The organism is Alkalibaculum sporogenes, from assembly GCF_009362815.1.
Taxonomy (GTDB): domain Bacteria; phylum Bacillota; class Clostridia; order Eubacteriales; family Alkalibacteraceae; genus Alkalibaculum_A; species Alkalibaculum_A sporogenes.
On the sequence record NZ_WHNX01000004.1, the window covers coordinates 144,135 to 164,097 of the forward strand.

17 protein-coding genes and 1 riboswitch are annotated in these 19,963 nt (G+C 32.0%); of the genes, 13 read left to right on the top strand and 4 right to left on the bottom strand.

Annotated features, from left to right (window positions below):
* The first annotated feature begins 9 nt into the window (after positions 1-9).
* From groL to guaA, 9 genes are all read left to right on the top strand, one after another.
* The gene (gene groL / locus GC105_RS03715; protein ID WP_152801836.1) at positions 10-1,653 is read left to right on the top strand and encodes a chaperonin GroEL; all 1,644 of its coding nucleotides are present in this window, start codon (positions 10-12) and stop codon (positions 1,651-1,653) included.
* A 390-nt stretch (positions 1,654-2,043) separates the two neighbouring features.
* Positions 2,044-2,130: riboswitch (cyclic di-GMP riboswitch) on the top strand.
* Between the two features lie 62 nt (positions 2,131-2,192).
* Complete coding sequence (locus tag GC105_RS03720; RefSeq protein ID WP_152801838.1) at positions 2,193-2,708, top strand: hypothetical protein; 516 nt, start codon at positions 2,193-2,195, stop codon at positions 2,706-2,708.
* 18 nt (positions 2,709-2,726) lie between these two features.
* Positions 2,727-3,512: a DUF5667 domain-containing protein gene (locus tag GC105_RS16795; RefSeq protein ID WP_193708271.1), complete on the top strand. Its 786-nt coding sequence runs from the start codon at positions 2,727-2,729 to the stop codon at positions 3,510-3,512.
* Between the two features lie 136 nt (positions 3,513-3,648).
* Positions 3,649-4,362 (top strand): RNA polymerase sigma-I factor, encoded by a 714-nt coding sequence (sigI, locus tag GC105_RS03730; RefSeq protein WP_152801849.1) that lies wholly within the window; start codon positions 3,649-3,651, stop codon positions 4,360-4,362.
* Positions 4,359-5,462, top strand: coding sequence for an anti-sigma-I factor RsgI family protein (locus tag GC105_RS03735; protein ID WP_152801851.1), 1,104 nt, complete (start codon positions 4,359-4,361; stop codon positions 5,460-5,462). Before sigI ends, GC105_RS03735 begins: the two co-directional genes overlap by 4 nt.
* A 190-nt stretch (positions 5,463-5,652) precedes the next feature.
* Positions 5,653-5,910: a hypothetical protein gene (locus tag GC105_RS03740; RefSeq protein WP_152801853.1), complete on the top strand. Its 258-nt coding sequence runs from the start codon at positions 5,653-5,655 to the stop codon at positions 5,908-5,910.
* A gap of 65 nt (positions 5,911-5,975) precedes the next feature.
* Positions 5,976-6,986 carry a PTS sugar transporter subunit IIC gene (locus GC105_RS03745; protein ID WP_152801855.1) on the top strand — a complete coding sequence of 337 codons (1,011 nt, stop codon included), beginning with the start codon at positions 5,976-5,978 and terminating at the stop codon, positions 6,984-6,986.
* Between the two features lie 311 nt (positions 6,987-7,297).
* Positions 7,298-8,755 (top strand): IMP dehydrogenase, encoded by a 1,458-nt coding sequence (gene guaB, locus GC105_RS03750; protein ID WP_152801857.1) that lies wholly within the window; start codon positions 7,298-7,300, stop codon positions 8,753-8,755.
* Between the two features lie 12 nt (positions 8,756-8,767).
* Entirely contained in the window at positions 8,768-10,303 is a 1,536-nt protein-coding gene (guaA, locus tag GC105_RS03755; RefSeq protein WP_152801859.1) for a glutamine-hydrolyzing GMP synthase, read from the top strand.
* 662 nt (positions 10,304-10,965) lie between these two features.
* Here the strand turns inward: guaA and GC105_RS03760 are convergent.
* From GC105_RS03760 to GC105_RS03770, 3 genes are all read right to left on the bottom strand, one after another.
* Positions 10,966-12,747 carry a hypothetical protein gene (locus tag GC105_RS03760; protein WP_152801861.1) on the bottom strand — a complete coding sequence of 594 codons (1,782 nt, stop codon included), beginning with the start codon at positions 12,745-12,747 and terminating at the stop codon, positions 10,966-10,968.
* A gap of 317 nt (positions 12,748-13,064) precedes the next feature.
* Entirely contained in the window at positions 13,065-13,367 is a 303-nt protein-coding gene (locus GC105_RS03765; protein ID WP_152801864.1) for a transcriptional regulator, read from the bottom strand.
* Entirely contained in the window at positions 13,354-14,052 is a 699-nt protein-coding gene (locus GC105_RS03770) for a hypothetical protein (RefSeq protein ID WP_152801866.1), read from the bottom strand. Before GC105_RS03770 ends, GC105_RS03765 begins: the two co-directional genes overlap by 14 nt.
* A 234-nt stretch (positions 14,053-14,286) precedes the next feature.
* On the opposite strand from GC105_RS03770, the gene GC105_RS03775 reads away from it, so the two are divergent.
* Positions 14,287-15,048 (top strand): YhfC family intramembrane metalloprotease, encoded by a 762-nt coding sequence (locus tag GC105_RS03775; protein ID WP_152801868.1) that lies wholly within the window; start codon positions 14,287-14,289, stop codon positions 15,046-15,048.
* Positions 15,049-15,174: 126 nt separating this feature from the next.
* A complete protein-coding gene (gene lspA, locus GC105_RS03780) occupies positions 15,175-15,612 on the top strand; it encodes a signal peptidase II (RefSeq protein WP_152801870.1) in 438 nt (145 codons plus the stop codon).
* Positions 15,613-15,651: 39 nt separating this feature from the next.
* On the opposite strand, the gene GC105_RS03785 is transcribed toward lspA, so the two are convergent.
* Positions 15,652-16,296, bottom strand: coding sequence for a hypothetical protein (locus GC105_RS03785; protein ID WP_152801872.1), 645 nt, complete (start codon positions 16,294-16,296; stop codon positions 15,652-15,654).
* Between the two features lie 208 nt (positions 16,297-16,504).
* On the opposite strand from GC105_RS03785, the gene GC105_RS03790 reads away from it, so the two are divergent.
* Both GC105_RS03790 and pcrA read left to right on the top strand, forming a co-directional pair.
* Positions 16,505-17,647, top strand: coding sequence for an iron-containing alcohol dehydrogenase (locus GC105_RS03790; protein WP_152801874.1), 1,143 nt, complete (start codon positions 16,505-16,507; stop codon positions 17,645-17,647).
* A gap of 38 nt (positions 17,648-17,685) precedes the next feature.
* Entirely contained in the window at positions 17,686-19,896 is a 2,211-nt protein-coding gene (gene pcrA / locus GC105_RS03795; RefSeq protein WP_152801876.1) for a DNA helicase PcrA, read from the top strand.
* Positions 19,897-19,963 lie beyond the last annotated feature (67 nt).

Below are 19,963 nucleotides of genomic sequence, written 5' to 3' on the forward strand. Positions count from 1 at the left end.
ACTATAAAAATGGCAAAAGAGATTAAATTATCTTCAGATGCAAGAAATTCATTAGTTGAAGGTGTAAATAAATTAGCTAATACAGTGAAAGTAACACTCGGACCAAAGGGAAGAAATGTTGTATTATCAAGAAGTTTTGGATCTCCAATAATCACTAATGACGGGGTGACTATTGCAAAAGAAATCGAATTAGAAGATCCATATGAAAATATGGGAGCTCAGTTAGTAAAAGAAGTTGCAACAAAAACTAATGATGTTGCAGGAGACGGTACAACAACTGCTACTCTTCTAGCGCAAGCTATTATTAGAGAAGGACTTAAAAATTTAGCTGCTGGTGCAAATCCAATGGGGTTAAAAAGAGGTATAGAAAAAGCAGTAGATGTAGTAGTAAGTGATTTACAATATAAAAGCCAAAAAGTTGAAAATAAAGAATCTATTGCTCAAGTAGCTTCAATCTCGGCAGCTGATTCAGAAATAGGAAAACTAATTTCTGACGCTATGGAAAAAGTCGGAAATGATGGTGTTATAACTGTTGAAGAAGGCAAATCAATGGGTACAGAATTAGAATTCACAGAAGGTATGCAATTTGATAGAGGATATTTATCAGCTTATATGGCAACAGATATGGAAAAAATGGAAGCAGTTTTAGATAATCCATATATTCTTATTACAGATAAAAAAATAAGTAATATCCAAGAAATATTACCTATATTAGAGCAAATAGTTCAAACTAATGGCAAACTGTTAATCATTGCTGAAGATGTTGATGGCGAAGCATTAGCTACATTAGTAGTTAATAAATTAAGAGGAACATTTAACTGTGTAGCAGTAAAATCACCAGGTTTTGGAGATAGAAGAAAAGCTATGCTTTCTGATATTGCAGCATTAACAGGTGGAGAAGTTATTTCTGATGAGTTAGGTTATGACCTAAAAACTGTTACTATTGAGCAATTAGGTAAAGCTAGACAAATCAAAATTGATAAAGAAAATACTATCATAGTAGAAGGTCAAGGAGAAAAATCAAACGTAGAAGATAGAATTAAGCAAATCAAAAAGCAAATTCCAGAAACTGATTCTGAATATGATAGAGAAAAATTACAAGAAAGATTAGCAAAATTATCTGGTGGAGTAGCAGTAATCAAAGTTGGTGCTGCAACTGAAACTGAATTAAAAGAAAGAAAATATAGAATAGAAGATGCTTTAAATGCAACAAGAGCTGCTGTAGAAGAAGGCGTTGTAAGTGGTGGCGGAACTGCTTATATTAATACCATCGAAAAAGTAGAAGCTCTAATTGCAAAATTAGAAGGTGACGAAAAAACTGGTGCAACTATTGTAAGAAGATCATTAGAAGAGCCAGTAAGACAAATCGCTGAGAATGCAGGACTAGAAGGTTCAGTAATTGTTGAAAACCTTAGAGTAAAACAAGCAGGTATGGGATTTGATGTAGCAAAAGGTATCTATGTAGATATGTTTGAAGCAGGTATTATAGATCCTACTAAAGTATCAAGATCTGCAATTCAAAATGCAGCTAGTGTAGCTTCTATGTTCTTGACAACAGAAGCAGCAGTAGTAGAATTACCATCAACAGAATCAGCACCAGCAATGCCAGGCGGCGGTATGGGTGGCATGGGCGGTATGGGCGGCATGATGTAATTTAGGTTTTACAACCTTGTTAAATCAACGTTCAAATCCTTAACCAATTTGTAGTGTCCAGAAAAGTGACTGATATTAATTGTTAATAACTTTGAGAGGTTTTCCATTAAGTTTCAAAACTTATGGGAAGCCTCTTTTCTGTAGCTCTCCATCATATATTTTTGAGCAATTACGAACCTTTGAATCATGTAATAAGTTTTCTTATCAATAATATGTGGTCAGTATAGAGTAGCATAGTTCTAAGAGTACAATGCTCTCTTCTATAGTTTGTTTGAGAAGCTTATCAGATGACTGATTTGAATAACTTTAAAATCGCAACTAACAGCGTCTAAAAAAAAAATCTTCATCACCCCCTAAATTTCAAAGGAGTATTACGTAAAGCTAAGTGAATAGAGAGAAAGGCAAAATCATTGAAAGATGATAATACGCAAAGCTAAAGGGGCTAAGGAAATTTTTCTATGTCAGCCAGCTACCGTCGAACCAATGATATAAAACTCTTTTCTAACTAAATTCAAAAGATTAAGAATGGAGGTGACAAAATGAGATATAGGGCAGGCTTAATGCTATTGTTTTTTATGTTTTTATTCGTATTAGGAGCTTGCCAAAATAATGGAAACGAAGGGACTCATCTTGATAAAGAAAAAAGCACTGAACAAAAACAAGAAGAAAATAACTATCTATATGAAAGCGAAGCAGTGAAGGTTACTAAAACATTAGGTTGGCAACAACAAGACAGCTCGAGTAAGTATGTGGAAGAAAATATTATATTTCAAAATGGGAATGTGAAAGCAGTTTTGACATTTGTTTCAAAAGAAAAGTCATTAGATGAGATTAAAAGTGAATTGAAATCATCATTTAGAAATAGTGAGAAGATTGATGAAACTGAGAAATATCTTTCCCTAATATCGAATCGAAAAGAAAGTATTCGAATAGATATTTATTTGCATAGAGGAGAGGAACAAACTGGAATCTTAATTTTTATGGCTCCTTTTGAAGATTATAAAACAAATCAAACGTCGATAGAAGAATTAAAAAAAAATATACAATATTTCTAAGGAAAAGGTGGAATAACGATGAAAAAAACAATCATGCCTAGTATTATATTTGGCCTACTTTTATTATTTGTAGGTAATGTCTATGCAGCTGAACCAGTTGTCAATCCAAATTCAGAACTCTATGATACTTCTCGTATAATAGAGGAATTAGAATACGAGTTAACAGAAGAAAATAGTGAGAAAGCACTTCTTCAAGATGAATATGCAGATAATCGTTTGTACGAAGCGGAATTGTCCCTAGATGAAGGTGATTTAGAAAAGGCAGAAGAGTTACTGGAAGATTACGAAGAACATGTGAAACAAGTTGAAGAGGATATGGAAGTGGCAAAAGAAGATGGTGAAGACATATCCGCAGTAGAAGAAACAGTAGTTAAAAACGTCCAAAAACGTTCAGAAAACCTAAGAATGCTTTTAGAGCGTCAAGACCTTTCAGAAGAAACAAAGGCAGGTATTATGAAAGCCTTAGAGAATCAACAAAAGGCCGAGCAAAAATTCTTAGCAGCCCAAAAGAAAGCTGAAGAATCACTACAAAAAGCAAAAGAACGACAAGTAGAAGCACAACAAAAAGTTAAAGAGCGACAAGAAGAAGCACAACAAAAAGCAAAAGAACAACAAGAAGAAGCACAACAAAAAGCAAAAGAACAACAAGTAGAAGCACAACAAAAATCTAAAGAGCGACAAGAAGAAGCACAACAAAAAGCAAAAGAACAACAAGTAGAAGCACAACAAAAAGCTAAAGAACAACAAATAGAAGCACAAGAAAAAGCTGAAGGGCAAGAAGAGAGAACATCAGGTAGGCCATAACAGTTCAAGTAGAAACTATAGGGTAGTAATTATATTTAATATGGTTACTATCCCCCTTTATTAAATACGCTTTTTCTCCGATATAATGTGTAGAAAACTAAATTTTTGGTTTTAATAGGTTATATATGGAGGCATTATGGAGAATTTAAAACTTAAAGAGATCCTATTAGAAATTAAAAATGGAAATGAATTAGAAAGAGAAAGACTGATTCGTCATTATAAGCCCTATATTCTGAACGTTGTTGGACATATATGTAAAAGGCATTTAACTTGGAGCAACGATGAGACTAGTATTGGACTAATTGCTTTTAACCGTGCCATAAATACGTTCGAGTTTGATAAAGGGCGTACCTTTGTGAACTATGTATACCTATTAATTCAAAGGGATATTATTGACTATTTCAGAAAAGAAAAACGTCATCTACACCTTGTTTCAGATAATAATCTATTTGATCATGATAAAGCTGAATTGAAAGCTTCGTTAGAATTGTACCAGCAATCAACTAATACTTCAGAGCTTTTGGAAGAAATTTTAGAACTGGATGAAAAATTAAGCAAGTTTAACATTTCGTTTGAGCAATTAGAGAGACATAGCCCGAAACATCGAAAAACGCGTATCAAAGTCATGGAGATGGCTTTTGAATTTATCCAACATAGTGATTTAGTAGATGAATTAGTTGGTAAAAAAGTATTCCCTGTATCTTCATTTACCAAAAGGACAGGGGCACGGCCTAAATCAATCGAGCGACATCGCAAGTACTTGATTACAATTATTATAATTCAACTACATCCGGAATGGAGACGGCTCTCAGCGTTTGTACAAGCCGGTCCTGGGAGTGTGAAAATATGAAAGAATATAAAATTGAAGGCGTCGTTATCAAAGTGACTGAGAGTGAATATGTTCTTTTTTGTGACGATGGAACGTTTAGAAATATACCACTAACCAAAGATAATATACCAATGATGGGTGAAAGAAAGACGTATACAGCGAGTACGAGAAACCTAGCCTTTACGGCTTTATCCACTGTAGCGGTGGCTATTTTATTTATTGCATTTATATCGTATGGGGTGTTTCAAAATCATTCAAAAACGCACTATATTGCAGCCATTGATATCAATCCGAGTATTGAGGCTTATTTAGACGAGGATTTAAATGTGATAAAACTTTCACCTTTGAATACCGATGGAAAACAAGTCGTCGACTCCATCGACTCAGATGGTATGGATTTCTATCAAGTAGTTGACCTAATAGTATCCCAATCAATTTTAAAAGGCTATTTAACGACAGATGAAAAAGGAAGTATTGAGACTACCCTGGTCAAGGTAAGGAATGATTCAAATCTTCAATGGGAAATTTATCTAATAGAAGTGATTCAAACGCAACTTCAACGTAAAAGCATTGATGCGGATGTACAGGTTTTCAATGAAACAAAGAAATTTTACGACCAATCCGAAGGTGCTGGAGTATCAATGAATAAATATAGACATTATCAAACCTTACGAAATCAAGGTCTTGTACAAGACATAGAAGAAGTAAAAGAGAAATCTATTAGAGAATTACTCGACATGATTCTAGAAGGCGTAAAGAGGGTTCCCGTTGAGGCTGAAAAAGGAAAAGATAATTCTGGAGAGAATGTAAAATCGAATCCAGAATCTCGTCAGAATCAGTCACAATCTACAAAGGGAGATCAATCTGATTATAAACAAGAACCGTCTATTAATAAGGATGTGGAACTAAGAGATACAAAAACAAGAAATAAAAGTTCATCATCTGAAAATGTAACATCTACAAATCAAAAGTCTTCAGAGGCTCCTTCTAATCGTGATGAGAGTAGCAACGATAATGAGGCGAATCAAAATGCGGGAATGGTGGATAGTCAAATACATTCGATTGATAACACTAAACAAAAAAACGAAACAAGTAAAGAGAGTCAGATTCCATTGCAATAAACTAAATCGGAACATACATACTCCTTCGTCTAAACCATAGTGATACCTTAGAACTATTCTAAACAATGATACAAGCAAATTATAAAAGGTAACATATTTTTACCATACTAAGAACAAACAATTAAAAAGTGTCAATAAGAATAACCCCATCATATTATACACTATATTAAAAAGGATGGGGTTATTATAGGTGGGCACGATAAATGATATAAGTAAGATACTGTCAAATGAATTAATTCAAAGTATATTTTCTAAAGATAAGATAAAACTAGCAGAAATAAATACAGTAATGAATTTATTGGTTTCATGGAATATTCCTTTTGATATAAAATATAATGAGTCCTCGACAAGTAGAGCAGCAAGTATACTCATACGTGTGAAACTATCTCCTACAACAGTAATAGAACACTTGATTAGCTTAGAAGCAGGTGTTACTCGATTTCGTTAACTGAAATTATTGACAACACATCCTTTTATAGATTAAAATACAGAAAAACTCGTATGGAGGATATTATGGAAAAATTTAAGAATTTTTTAAAAAAGAAGGACATAGAATTTAGCGTTCAAAGATATTTAATAGATGCGTTAAGTTACATGGCTTTAGCACTTTTTTCTACATTAATTATTGGAAGTATAATAAATCAAATAGGTATAAGACTCCATATAGATTTTTTTACAGAAGTACTTTGGCCAGCCGCAAGTAGTATGACAGCTCCAACAATAGCAGTAGCAGTTGCTTACGCATTAAAAGCGCCACCCTTAGTAATGTTTGCTTCAGCAATTGGCGGAGTTATAGGTGGAGACCCTGTTTCAGCTTTGATTGCAGGAATAATAGGGGCTGAATTCGGAAAAATAGTCTCGAAATCTACAAAGTTAGATATTATTGTAACTCCAGCAGTTACAGTTATTGCAGGGGGTTTAGCCGCGTACTACATAGGACCTGTAACCAGTGGATTGATGAATGGATTTGGACAAGTAATAATGTGGTCTACAGAGCAACATCCTATTCCAATGGGTATTTTAGTATCAGTACTCATGGGTATAGCACTAACTTTGCCTATTAGTAGTGCAGCAATTGGATTAATGCTAGGATTAAGTGGTTTAGCCGCTGGAGCAGCTACTGTAGGATGTGCAAGTCAAATGGTTGGATTTGCAGTGATGAGCTATAAAGAAAATGGAGTTGGTGGGCTATTTGCTCAAGGTGTAGGCACGTCTATGTTACAAATGGGCAATATCGTAAAAAATCCTTTCATTTGGATTCCTCCAATTCTTACGTCTGCCATACTAGGGCCAATAGCTACAACAGTTTTTAAAATGGAAAACGTACCATATGGATCAGGAATGGGTACAAGCGGGTTAGTAGGTCAGTTTGGAACATTAGAAGCTATGGGTACTGGTACTTCTGTTTGGATTTCAATTGTACTATTACATTTCCTATTTCCAGCTATTATTACTCAAATCATCGCTATTATTATGAGAAAAAAGAATTTTATTAAAGACGGAGATCTTAAGTTAATGGAATAATTTTAATACAAGTTACCAAAGTGAAAATAGTTTAGTCAACCTAATACTGTAGTTAAGTTTTCTGAAAATTATCAATGTTATTGACAATTAGATTAGTTAGTACTATACTAATAAAAATATTATTACGGACAATTAACAAAATAAGATTAGATAATGTTCGCTTTGTAGAGGTAATTTTCTACATAGACCCATAAACTACGTCTAACGACCTATTATAAACAAAGGGAATTTACGAATTTCCTAATAAGTTGGCAACATAGATGGAGCTTTATTGAAGAATAATCATATTAAAAAAAATAGGAGTGTGAGTAATGGAAAAGATAGTAAAAGAGGGAGTTACTTTTGATGATGTTTTATTATTGCCTGCTGCATCAGATGTATTGCCTAATCAGGTGAATTTATCTACAGTATTAACAAAAAAAATTAAGCTTAACATTCCTATTATAAGTGCTGGAATGGATACTGTAACAGAAGCTCAACTTGCTATAGCTATGGCTAGACAAGGTGGTATAGGAATTATACACAAAAATATGCCAATTGATAGACAAGCTAGGGAGGTTGATAAAGTTAAAAGAAGTGAACACGGCGTTATTGTAGACCCTTTCTTTCTAAGCCCAAGTCATGTTGTTGGAGATGCATTAGAATTAATGGAGAGATACCATATTTCTGGTGTGCCTATTACTGAAGACGAAAAACTTGTTGGAATTATAACAAATCGTGATCTAAGATTTGAAAATGATCCTACAGTAAAAATAATAGATGCTATGACAAAAGAAAACTTAGTAACTGCCGCTGAAGGTACAACTCTAATAGAAGCAGAAAAAATATTGAAGTTTCATAAGATAGAGAAGTTACCTATAATTGATAAAGAAAATAATTTAAAGGGTCTAATTACTATAAAAGATATTGAGAAGGCAATTAAATATCCAAACTCTGCAAAGGATGAAAAAGGAAGACTTTTAGTTGGAGCAGCTGTGGGGATAGGAAAAGATATGATGGATAGGGTAAAAGCTTTAGTTACTGCTAAAGTAGACGTCATAATAGTAGATACAGCTCATGGACACTCAAAAGGCGTAATTGAGATGGTTAAAAAAATAAAGGACACTTACCCTGAATTAGAGCTAATAGCCGGTAATATTGCTACAGGTGAAGCTGCAAAGGCTTTAATAGAAGCAGGAGTAGATGCAATAAAGGTAGGAATTGGCCCAGGATCTATATGCACAACAAGAATTATAGCGGGGATAGGTGTACCTCAAATCACAGCAATTATGGATTGTTATGAAGTAGCTAAACAATACAATATACCTATTATAGCAGATGGAGGTATAAAGTATTCTGGTGATATAACTAAAGCTATAGCAGCAGGGGCTGATACTATAATGATTGGTAGCTTATTTGCAGGTACAGAAGAAAGTCCAGGTGAGATGGTTATTTATCAAGGTAGAAGCTTTAAGTCGTATAGAGGCATGGGATCTGTTGCAGCTATGAAAGAAGGTAGTTCTGACAGATATTTTCAAGAGAACCAAAAAAAATTAGTTCCAGAAGGGATAGAAGGGAAAGTCCCTTATAAAGGTTCCCTAGCAGATACAGTATTCCAATTGATAGGCGGATTAAGAGCGGGTATGGGGTATTGTGGAACAGAAAATATAACACAACTGAAAGAAAACACTCAGTTTATTAAAATTACTAGTGCAGCATTAAGAGAAAGTCATCCTCACGATGTTTCTATAGTAAAAGAATCACCTAATTATAATAGCGCAAGTTGCTAAGGAGGCACGTGAATGAAGTCACAGGAAACGATTTTGGTCATCGATTTTGGTGGTCAATACAATCAGTTAATAGCTAGAAGAGTAAGAGAAGTAAATGTTTACTGCGAAATATTACCATACGATGTATCTATTGAGAGAATAATAGAAAAACAACCTAAAGGTATTATATTTACCGGAGGGCCATCTAGTGTATACCAAGAAAATGCACCTAGGTGTGATAAAAAAATCTTTGAATTAGGAATCCCTATTTTAGGTATTTGTTATGGAGCCCAGTTAATGGCTCATGTATTAGGTGGGTTTGTGGAACAGCCAACTATAAGAGAATATGGTAAGAGAAATTTAAAAGTTATTGAAACAGAGAATTTATTACATTCTAATATGCATGATTCGGTAGTATGGATGAGTCATACCGATTATATAAAAGAAGTCCCAGCAGAATTCACAATAACTGCTACAACAGACACTTGTCCTGTAGCAGTTATGGAAAATAAAGATAAAAACTTTTTTGGAGTGCAATTTCATCCTGAGGTGGAACACACACAATATGGAAGAGATATAATTAAGAGTTTCCTATTTGAAACATGTAAGTGTACAGGCGACTGGACCATGTCAAACTTTGTTAATGAACAAATTCAATTGGTTAAAGATAAAGTTGGAAATAAAAAGGTACTATGTGCTCTTAGTGGTGGTGTAGATTCATCTGTAGCTGCTGTACTAGTACATAGAGCTATCGGAGATAACTTGACTTGTATATTTGTAGATCACGGTTTGCTTAGAAAAGATGAAGGAGATCAAGTAGAAGAAATATTTTCGAACAGATTTCATATGAATTTTATACGTGTAAATGTGCAGGAAAGGTTTCTGACAAAATTACAAGGAGTTACAGATCCTGAAACTAAGAGAAAAGTAATTGGTGAAGAATTTATAAGAGTATTTGAAGATGAAGCAAACAAATTAAAAGGTATGGAGTACTTACTCCAAGGAACTATATATCCAGACGTAATAGAAAGTGGATCAAAAGATGGTGCAGTTATTAAGAGTCATCACAATGTTGGTGGTTTACCAGATGATGTAGATTTTACCTTAATAGAGCCACTTAGAGACTTATTTAAAGATGAAGTAAGAGCTGTTGGAGAAGAACTTGGAATTCCAAAAGACATTGTATGGAGACAACCCTTCCCAGGACCAGGACTAGGTATAAGAATCATTGGAGAAATAACAAATGAAAAACTAGATATTCTAAAAGAGGCAGATCACGTCTTTAGAGATGAGATAAAAAATTCAGGACTAGAAAATGAAATATGGCAGTATTTTGCTGTATTACCTGGGAACAGAAGTGTAGGAGTTATGGGTGATGAACGTACTTACGATTACACTATCGCCCTAAGAGCAGTAACTAGTACAGATGGTATGACTTCTGACTGGGCAAGAATCCCATTAGATGTTTTAGAGAGAATATCAAATAGAATTGTTAACGAAGTAAAACATATTAATAGAGTGGTCTATGATATTACCAGTAAACCACCAAGTACGATTGAGTGGGAGTAGTAAGAGTGTGTATTTAAGCCATTTATGAATTTAAAGCAGTGTATGATTTTCAACTTGAAAGTTGATTGTTATATACTACTTTATTTTTATACTTGGAGGTTTTGAAATGGTTCAAAAAGGTCAAATACAAGGTTATTCATTTTTATGGTCGCCGTGGGCAGCGACCACTACGGTTTGGGACAAATACGGTTTGAGATTAATTTCATATTATAATATCGGGTAGGGGTCGCTGCCCACAGCGACCTGCTATACTAAAAAATTAAAAACTTAATGTGAAATATAAAACAAAATCATTTTGTACAAATCAGGCCTGAATTAGGTAAACTTCTTGAAGTAATAATAGCAAAGTCTAGTATTGATTAATGTCAGTATAATATGCGGATAACAATCCACCTGTTTATTCAGTTCCAATTGAAGTGGCTGATAACTTAAGAAAAAACTGCAGCCATTGGTATAATGAGTAAAGAAATGTTCTAGATCTATAAATTAAATAATGTAAGCTCAATGCTAATATTCTTTACCAGCATTGAGCTTACTTTGTTATTGATGTTTATTACCAAGGATTATTTGCTTCATTTGTAATATTTTACATATTTAATTCATTGAGTATTTCGCCTAAATAGTAATACAATTACAAGGGTGGCTATCTATTCATTCAACGACTAAGGTTTTACAGGCTTATTATCGATGACGGACAGATTCTCCATATCATCTGACACGACTAGTTCTTCCGTTTTAATATTGTAGGCTGCCTGGAGATTATCTCCGTTAAAGAATACACAGAACCATTCACCATTGTACAGTCCGTCTAGGGTGTATCCCATTGAAAATGCATCATCTGCCAGATCTCTGCCTTCTTTCTTAGCCAAGTCAACGACGAAATGTGTTCGGTCTTCATAAGTCTCTAAAATCATATCCATATCTTCATTTTTTATCTTTTCATGGGCTTCTGGCGTTCTAATAAATTTTTGTTCACCTGATGAAGTTATTTCGTCTCCTACGGTATAAGCTTTTGAAGTCACTTGATTATCTTTAACTTCTCCCATAGAAAAAATAATGTGATAAGAAGGTTTACCATTATCATAGAATTCCTTTAAATCGTATGTAAATGATCCTCCCTCAAAGTACATTTTTTTATCCTCTTGAGAGATAACTGCTTCAACGGCGTCTTTCATGGTATCATATGAATGATCCTGAACAATTTCCTGGGGGTGTGAGGATTGTGCCTTCTCTATAGGTGGCAAATATATTGTCCAAGGTCCTTCTTGTGCAACCTTTACTTTGGTTATCATTACTGAATCGGTGGTCTCCCACTCCTCAGAGTTCCATTCGGCTGGGAAATGATATGTCATCAATTTTTCTTCATCTTTGTCGATACCCGGACGCGGGTCAATAGCACTGACATTAATAGCTTCTACTCCTGTATCAAAGGTTTCCCAGTTTGTTATTTCATATAAATTGCCCATGTCTCCATGCAATATATCTAGCTCCAGCCCTTTATCCGTTACACGCCAGTCTTTTAAAGTAAGGTCAGTTTCTTCTAATGTCTTTGTCGTCCCTATATCAGTTTTGCTAAAAGTAAGATCTGCATCTTCATTATAAGAAAGTGCAGGTATAACTAATTTTACATCTTCTGATTCTTTAGGACGTGGAAATACAAAATAGTAAGGAATATTATCTTCATAACTATCAATTTGTCTAGTTGTACCCTCTAATTTTCTACCGTCAGTGGTCAGATATATATCACTTAGTGGATGTCGACTGTCGGTAATACGGTCGACATCTGAATTAGTTATGTTTACATACACCATGGAAGGTGTATACATCACCTTATTGATGGACATAGAGCCATTAGAGGCTTCTATACTTTGGTTGATTTCATGGGAAGTATTGAATTTTGCCAACTCTCCACTGTTAAACTGTAATTGTTTTTCAAGGATAAAAGATTCAGTTTCGTTCCCAAGATTATCAGTCTCTATGTTCTTAAGTTTAATAGTAAGCTGATGTTCGCCTGGTGTAGGAGATATGATATATTGAGCACCGACTGTACCATTGGGTGTTAAGGCACTCGATTTAAAAATGGGATATTCTAGTGGCTCATCATCTAAATCTGTAATAAGCCCATAACCGGGAACAGGGTATTCATCTTCAAGAGGTTCTACTGATAATAAAGCTTGTGTAAGGATATCGTCAGATAAAATAGCCCAGATAGTCATTTTTAAGCCATCTTTTTCCTCTACTATAGGTTCTTCCAGAAAATATCCGTTTTCATATGCCCATAAAAGTTCCGGATCTTCATAAACATACTCACTAATCCACGTTGGAAGTGTCCTATCCATCGACATAGAAACTTGCCGGCATCCCGATAAGATTAATAAAGATAATACAGAGAAAATAATTAAAATAATTTTTAATTTGTATAATTCGTCACTACCTTTATACAATATATCAACTCCAATCATAAAGTTTAAAAGAAATAAACATTTAATCTATTACACCCTAAAGCTCCTTCAGGGTGCTAATATTCCTATAAATAGATGCATTGAATTAGTATAAATAACCAGTTAATCTTAAATTTTGATTTTGAGTATGGGTATTTATCTCCTTTGTAATATATTATTCTTTATATTTTCAATAATTGTCTATCCTCTTAAACATGTACTTTATTATACCCCCCTCTCATAAAGATAATATTCATTAAATTGAAAGACAATTATGAGTATATACACTTCAAAGTAGAATAGAAATAAATAAAAAATATTTATGTGGCTTTAGGTGTAGTACCTCTCACTATCCCCTCTAACAACACAACATACTCTTCTAACTTATCTAATCCAAACTGTGTAATTGAATATATCGTTTGTGAATATTTATTAACCGCTCTTTTTTCAGAATTTATATATCCCCATTTTTGCAACTTAGATAATTGTACACTTATATTGCCATCGGTTGCTTTTGTAATTTCTTTTATTTCATTAAAGGTCTTTTGCCCATCAATTAAACAGCTTATTAAAGATATTCTTAATGGTAATGTAAAAGCTTCGGGAATATTAGTTAACTCCATTTATTTTATTAACTCCATTCTTTAAAACTATTGCTGTGACGATATAACCAATTGATGTAACTATATTATAATATAGATTAAGTACCGTAACGTAAGCGAAAGCTGTTGTAGTAGAATGGCTAATTTCAAATCCAATATCATGATAGATTAAAGATATGACTAAGTATACAAAAAAGATAACTGCTGATATAACTATCATACTTTTTTTCTTCAAAATATAGCTGCATATGATCATAAACAAACAGAAAAGTAAAATATTAGATAATTGGCTAAAGCTTTCTAATTGAATTGCGAAGTTTTCCATTTTTTCGTTTATAAGTGGAATTGCTAATATATACAGAATACGTATGAATAATGGAAATAAAAATGTTACCCCTGCAAATATACTTAAAAAACCTAGATAATATTTATTTGAACTTGTTTTTTCTTGTCTATAAATTTTTATAAAATAAATAAAAAAAAGTATATATATGAACATGCCTATATAGTTATGAATCGCGACATATTTCAAAAATATAGGAATCCCTAATATCATTAATATTATACGCGAAGTAAAAGAAATCAAATTAATAATACCTAAGATTAACAAAATTTTAAATAAATTATAATAATTATTTTTGGTTTCTCCAATAGAGTTTTTAATTATTTGTATATCTTCTAAAGCATTTTCTAAATTATTTTTCACGATTGATCACTCCTTTAACTTACTTTATATTATAAAGTAAGTCTGGAAAATGTCAATACATTTAGATTATTATGGAATCAATTGTAAATATTCTTTCATACTCAAATTTCAATTAGCATAATAATATGGAGAATTATGTCGAAAATTCTAGGTTATAATCTCTGCTCTATCCCTAACTATTAAATATCATATATGCTATACTATTAATAACTAGCTTAGAAGGAGGTATGTGAAATGAATATGCTTTCCATACTATTTATAACTTTAACAGCAATAATATCAGTCGTATTACCTATAGGATTGATGATATATTTTAAGAGGAAATACAATGCGTCTATATTGTATTTTATAGTTGGAATTATTGTATTCTCGTTATTTCAAATTTTTACAAGAATACCAATGCTACATTGGTTGTCAGGACAATTTTGGTTTACTGTTAATATTTTGAGTAATAATATTGTATATATTTTATTCTTGGCTTTAACAGCTGGAATTTTCGAAGAAGTAGGAAGATTTTTGGCTTTTAAATTTGTTCTAACGAATAATAGAGAATGGAAAAATGGTTTAGTATTTGGTATAGGGCATGGTGGGATAGAAGCTATAACCATGGTTGGAATAAATTACCTGATATTTATAATAATCATTTTAAATATGAATTTTCAGTGGTTTGACACTATTGTCAGTATAATTCCAAATGTAAGTATTGTAAATGATTTGTTATTAGAAAGTTCCCCTTATCTTTTCTTAATGGCAGGATTAGAAAGATTATTTGTTATAATTATACATATGGGGCTTTCGTTATTTCAACTTAACGGTGTAAGAGTAGGAAAAAAATCTTCTTTACTTTATGCTATTGCATTACATACTTTATTAAACTTCTCAATAATTTTAGCATCTACAAATGTATGGATGGTAGAAGTAGTTGTTGCAATTGCGGCAATTATAAGCATATGTTATATTAAACATAAAAAAAATATTTGGAAATTTGTTTTTTAAGATTATAAGAATAACCGACTTTTAGTGCCTATTAAAGCGGGACAGAGATGAGATCTAATGACAGAAATATTATTATTAAAAAACAATAAAGAGGACTATAATCAAATAGAAAGTAGCAAGTAATAAATGGTATATATTCTAATAATATGTCTTATAGTTTCACTAGATTTAGGAAGCAAAAAATATGTTGCTCAGTTTTTTAGAGAAAAAGAAATAAATATTAAACGCATATACAAAAGTCTATACTTTACACTAGTATATAATGAGGGTGCTTTTTTAGGTTTACTCAGCAAGAAAAAGCTTTTGTTAAAGTTTATTATAAGTATTACTATATTTTTTTTATATGCTGTTTTTATATTTGAAATATTACAAGATAATGATCCTAAATTAAAATTATTTTTATCTTTTGTTTTAGGCGGCGCTACTGGCAACTATATAGACCGTATAAAAAATGATCGTGTAACGGATTTTATCTTTTTCAAGTTTAAAGGATTACCCGTGTTTAATATTGCAGATATATTTATTTTTATAGGTGCAATATTATTAATTATAAAAATGTGGTAAAACTACGTACAGGGTCATGAACTAGGCATTTTGCTAGTACTAATCATTTATAAATTCCATATCTTCTATATACTCGACTTCAATATTATCATGAGCTGTATACCTATTTATAAATTCTTTAGAAAGTTTATCTTTTAATTCTACAAGATACGAATTACCCTCAAAATTTGATATTTTCCAATTTCTTTTTTCTTGGATTAATTCTAATTTAATATTTCGTTCTTCATTTAACGCATGAGTTTGGGATGTATATGCCAATCCGGATTCCATTTTTTTATGAGTTGTAGGTGACAATATCATATGAATATATACGTATTTATTTGTAGAAGAACTATCATTATAAATCTTAGAGATTTTTATATCTAGAAGATCATAGTTTTTTTTCAAAGATTCATATTCTTTAATCCTAGCAGAATCATTAGTAGTAACATCCTCTAATATTGTGGGGTTTAATATATTGTACTTTAAATGTTCGTTAAATTTATCTTCACTGACGAAATAATCAAACACTCTTTGTTTATAGTCATCATATGTAATTTTGATATTATTTAGTTCGAAATTATAAGATATAAGTTCTATTACAGAATTAACTATTTCTTCGTTTATTTTCTCTTCACTTTTACTACAAGATGAAGTTAAAAATAAAGAAGTGATTATTATAAAAAATATTATTATTTTATTCATACAGCACCTACCTTATTATATATCTATTAAGGCAGTCGTGAAAATATTTCTAAAATTATTTTCTGTTTATTATATTTACATAATGTATAATATAATAAAGTTTATGCTATCCGAACTTCATAATAGGTAGGGTTAAGTTATTAGTTAGAAGACATGTATTGAGCTGTGAAAAGGTAAAATTACTAAAGTTATTTGGGAGTGGATACAAATGAGAAACATTAGATTACATGGAAAAGAACTTGTTTTTGGAGAAAATGCATTAGATTTTTTAAAGGAATTGCATTACAAAAAGTATTTTATAGTAACAGGTAAAGCTGCTATGTTTAATAATGGAACTATTGATAGAGTTAAATCTTTGTTAGATGAAAATAACTGTGAGTATACGGTTTTTTCAGGAATAGGCGCTAACCCTACTACTGATGTAGTATTAGAAGGTGTTAGAGAAATGGATAAATTCAATCCAGATGCAATAATCGGGGTGGGAGGTGGTTCTGCTATTGATGCAAGTAAAGTAATGGTGCTTCTTCACGAACATCCAAAATTGAATTTTGAATCAATCAGACAATCTATAGATTTAAATATTTCTAGAAAGGCGTGTTTAATTGCTATACCCTCTACATCAGGGACAGGAACAGAAGTTACAAAGACTGCTGTTATTACTTTTAAAGAGGATAATATTAAAATAGGACTTAAAACTTATTCTTTTATACCAGATTACGCAATATTAGATAGTGAGATTACTTTATCCATGCCTAAAGACGTGGTCGCATGTACTGGCTTAGATGCTATGACACATGCAGTAGAGTGTTATATAAATAAGAAGTTAGATGATTTTAGTGAAGTTCTTTGTAAAGGTGCAGTAGAAGGTTTATATAAATATTTGCCTGTATCGTATATGCAAGGGGATTTGCAAAGTAGACAAAAGGTTCATAATTATCAAGCAATGGCTGGGAGTGCATTTCACAATATAGGACTTGGAATGGATCATGGTATTTCTCATGCTTTTGGTGGATTATTTAATTATGGGCATGGTTTGCTAAATGCAATAGGATTACCCTATGTACTAGAATATAATTCTAAGGAAAATGAAGTATACGAGAAGTTGAAAAAACTTTCTAAAGTAATTGGTGAAGATGATTTTATAGAGGGAATAAGAAAATTAAATAGGGTTTTAAATATCCCTAAGAGTTTTCAGGAAATGGGTATCACAGAGGAAGAATTTAAGAGTAACTACAATGTATTACTGGACAACTCTATGTTAGGTTCTACTAGGTCAAATCCTATTGTGATGACTAAAGAAGAAATGGATAAGGTGCTTAGGTCTATTTACTATGGTAAAATAGTATTTTGAAAATATATGTAATAAACTAAAGACGAGGAGAATTAATTATGGATCTTTTACAGGGATTAAACGATAGGCAACAAAAGGCGGTATTGCATACTGATGGTGCGTTGCTTATCCTTGCAGGAGCTGGTTCTGGTAAAACTAGAACCATAATACATAGAATTGCTCATATTATACAAAGTGGAAAAGCGCGTCCATATGAAATATTGGCTTTAACCTTTACAAATAAAGCAGCTCAGGAAATGAAAGATAGAATTATAAAAATGAATATACCAGATGCTAATGGGCTATGGATGAGCACTTTTCACTCTTTATGTGCTAGACTTTTAAGAGTACATAGTAATTTGATAGGATATGAAAGAAGTTTCGTTATTTACGATTCATCAGACCAGAAAAGCATCTTGAAGGAATGTTTTAAGGAGCTAAATATAGACGATAAGTCAATGCCAATAGCATCAGTTTCTTCTGCAATTTCAAAAGCTAAAGAAAAAGGACATTCAGTAATAAAGTTTGAAAGAGATAATCAAGGGGATTACAAAGGGGAAAAGATTGCATCTATATACAAGCTATATCAAAATAAGCTTATTTCTAATAACGCAATGGATTTCGATGATCTGCTTGTAAATGTGGTGAAACTATTAGAAGAAAATGAAGAAATATTAAATCATTATCAAAATAAATTCAAATACATAGTAGTAGATGAATATCAAGATACCAATCCAATTCAATATCGGATTGTAGGTCTATTGGCAAATAAATATAAAAATCTATGTGTTTGTGGTGATGATGATCAGAGCATATATGGTTTTAGAGGAGCTGATATAAGAAATATACTAGAATTTGAAAAAGATTTTAATAATGCTGAAATTATAAGATTAGAGCAAAATTATCGTTCTTCTTCAGTAATCATTGAAGCTGCAAACTGTGTAATACAAAATAACCCTCAACGAAAATCCAAAGAGATGTGGACAGATAATTCTTCTGGAGAATTAATAGAGTTAAAGCAGTTGTTCAGTGAAAGAGAAGAATCTGATTATATAGCGGCAAAAATTAAAGAAATGGTCAAAACTACTGATTACAATTATGGTGATTTTACTATACTGTATAGAACAAATGCACAATCTAGAGTATTTGAAGAATCGTTTATGAGCAGAGGAATTCCTTACCAAATAATTGGTGGGCTAAAATTTTATTCAAGAATGGAAATTAAAGATATTATATCTTATTTAATATTGCTTGAAAATGCAAAAGATGATGTTAGCTTTAAAAGAGTAATAAACATACCTAAAAGAGGAATTGGAAATGCTACCATTGAAAAGATACAACAATTCGCAGATTTTAAAGGTGAAAGTTTGTTCGAAGTTGTTTTAAATGTAGAAGAAATAGTAGGACTATCAAAATCAGTAATAATAAAGCTTACAGAGTTTTCAGATATTATGAAGGATTTAATGGAACTTAAAGATAGTTTGCCACTTAGCCAACTTATAGATAATATTATGATTAAAACAGGATATATGAACATGCTCAACGAAGGTAAGATAGAAAATGCACTTAATCGAAAAGAAAATCTACAGGAATTAGTTTCAAGTGCTGTAGAATTTGAAACTAATAGTGATGATATATCCCTTACTGCATTTTTAGAAAGTGTATCTTTAGTTGCTGATATTGACGATTTTTCTCAAGAACAGGGACAAGTTAAGCTTATGACTCTACATAATGCTAAGGGATTAGAGTTCCCTATAGTATTTTTACCTGGATTAGAAGAAAATATATTCCCTCATGCTAGGTCTTTATATAATGATACAGAGCTTCATGAAGAGAGAAGATTATGTTATGTAGGTATTACGAGAGCTATGGAAAAACTATTTATTACATTTACTAATTATAGGAAGTTATATGGTAAAACTAGCTATAATTCAAAGTCTAGGTTTATTGATGAAATTCCTAAAGAACTATTTGTAGAAGATTTAGATAAAAAAGCAGCTGCTGAAAAAGATCGTGCTAATAAGAATAATTTGTCCCGAAAAAATGGAATGCTCCAACAGGTTAGTAGAATGAACACAACGTATGCTCAAGAAAAAAAATCAAGTAATACTGATATAACGGAAGGTACAAAAGTCAATCATGCTAAATGGGGAATAGGAACAGTAATAAATATTTCTGGTACAGGCGATGACGCTATTGCATCAATTGCATTCCCAGGAATGGGAATAAAGAAATTGGCCTTAAGTATGGCACCTATTACTAAAGTGTAATATCTAATAGAAGAAAGTCCTAGGATTTATATATAAGAGTAATTAATTTCGAAGACTCGTATTTAGA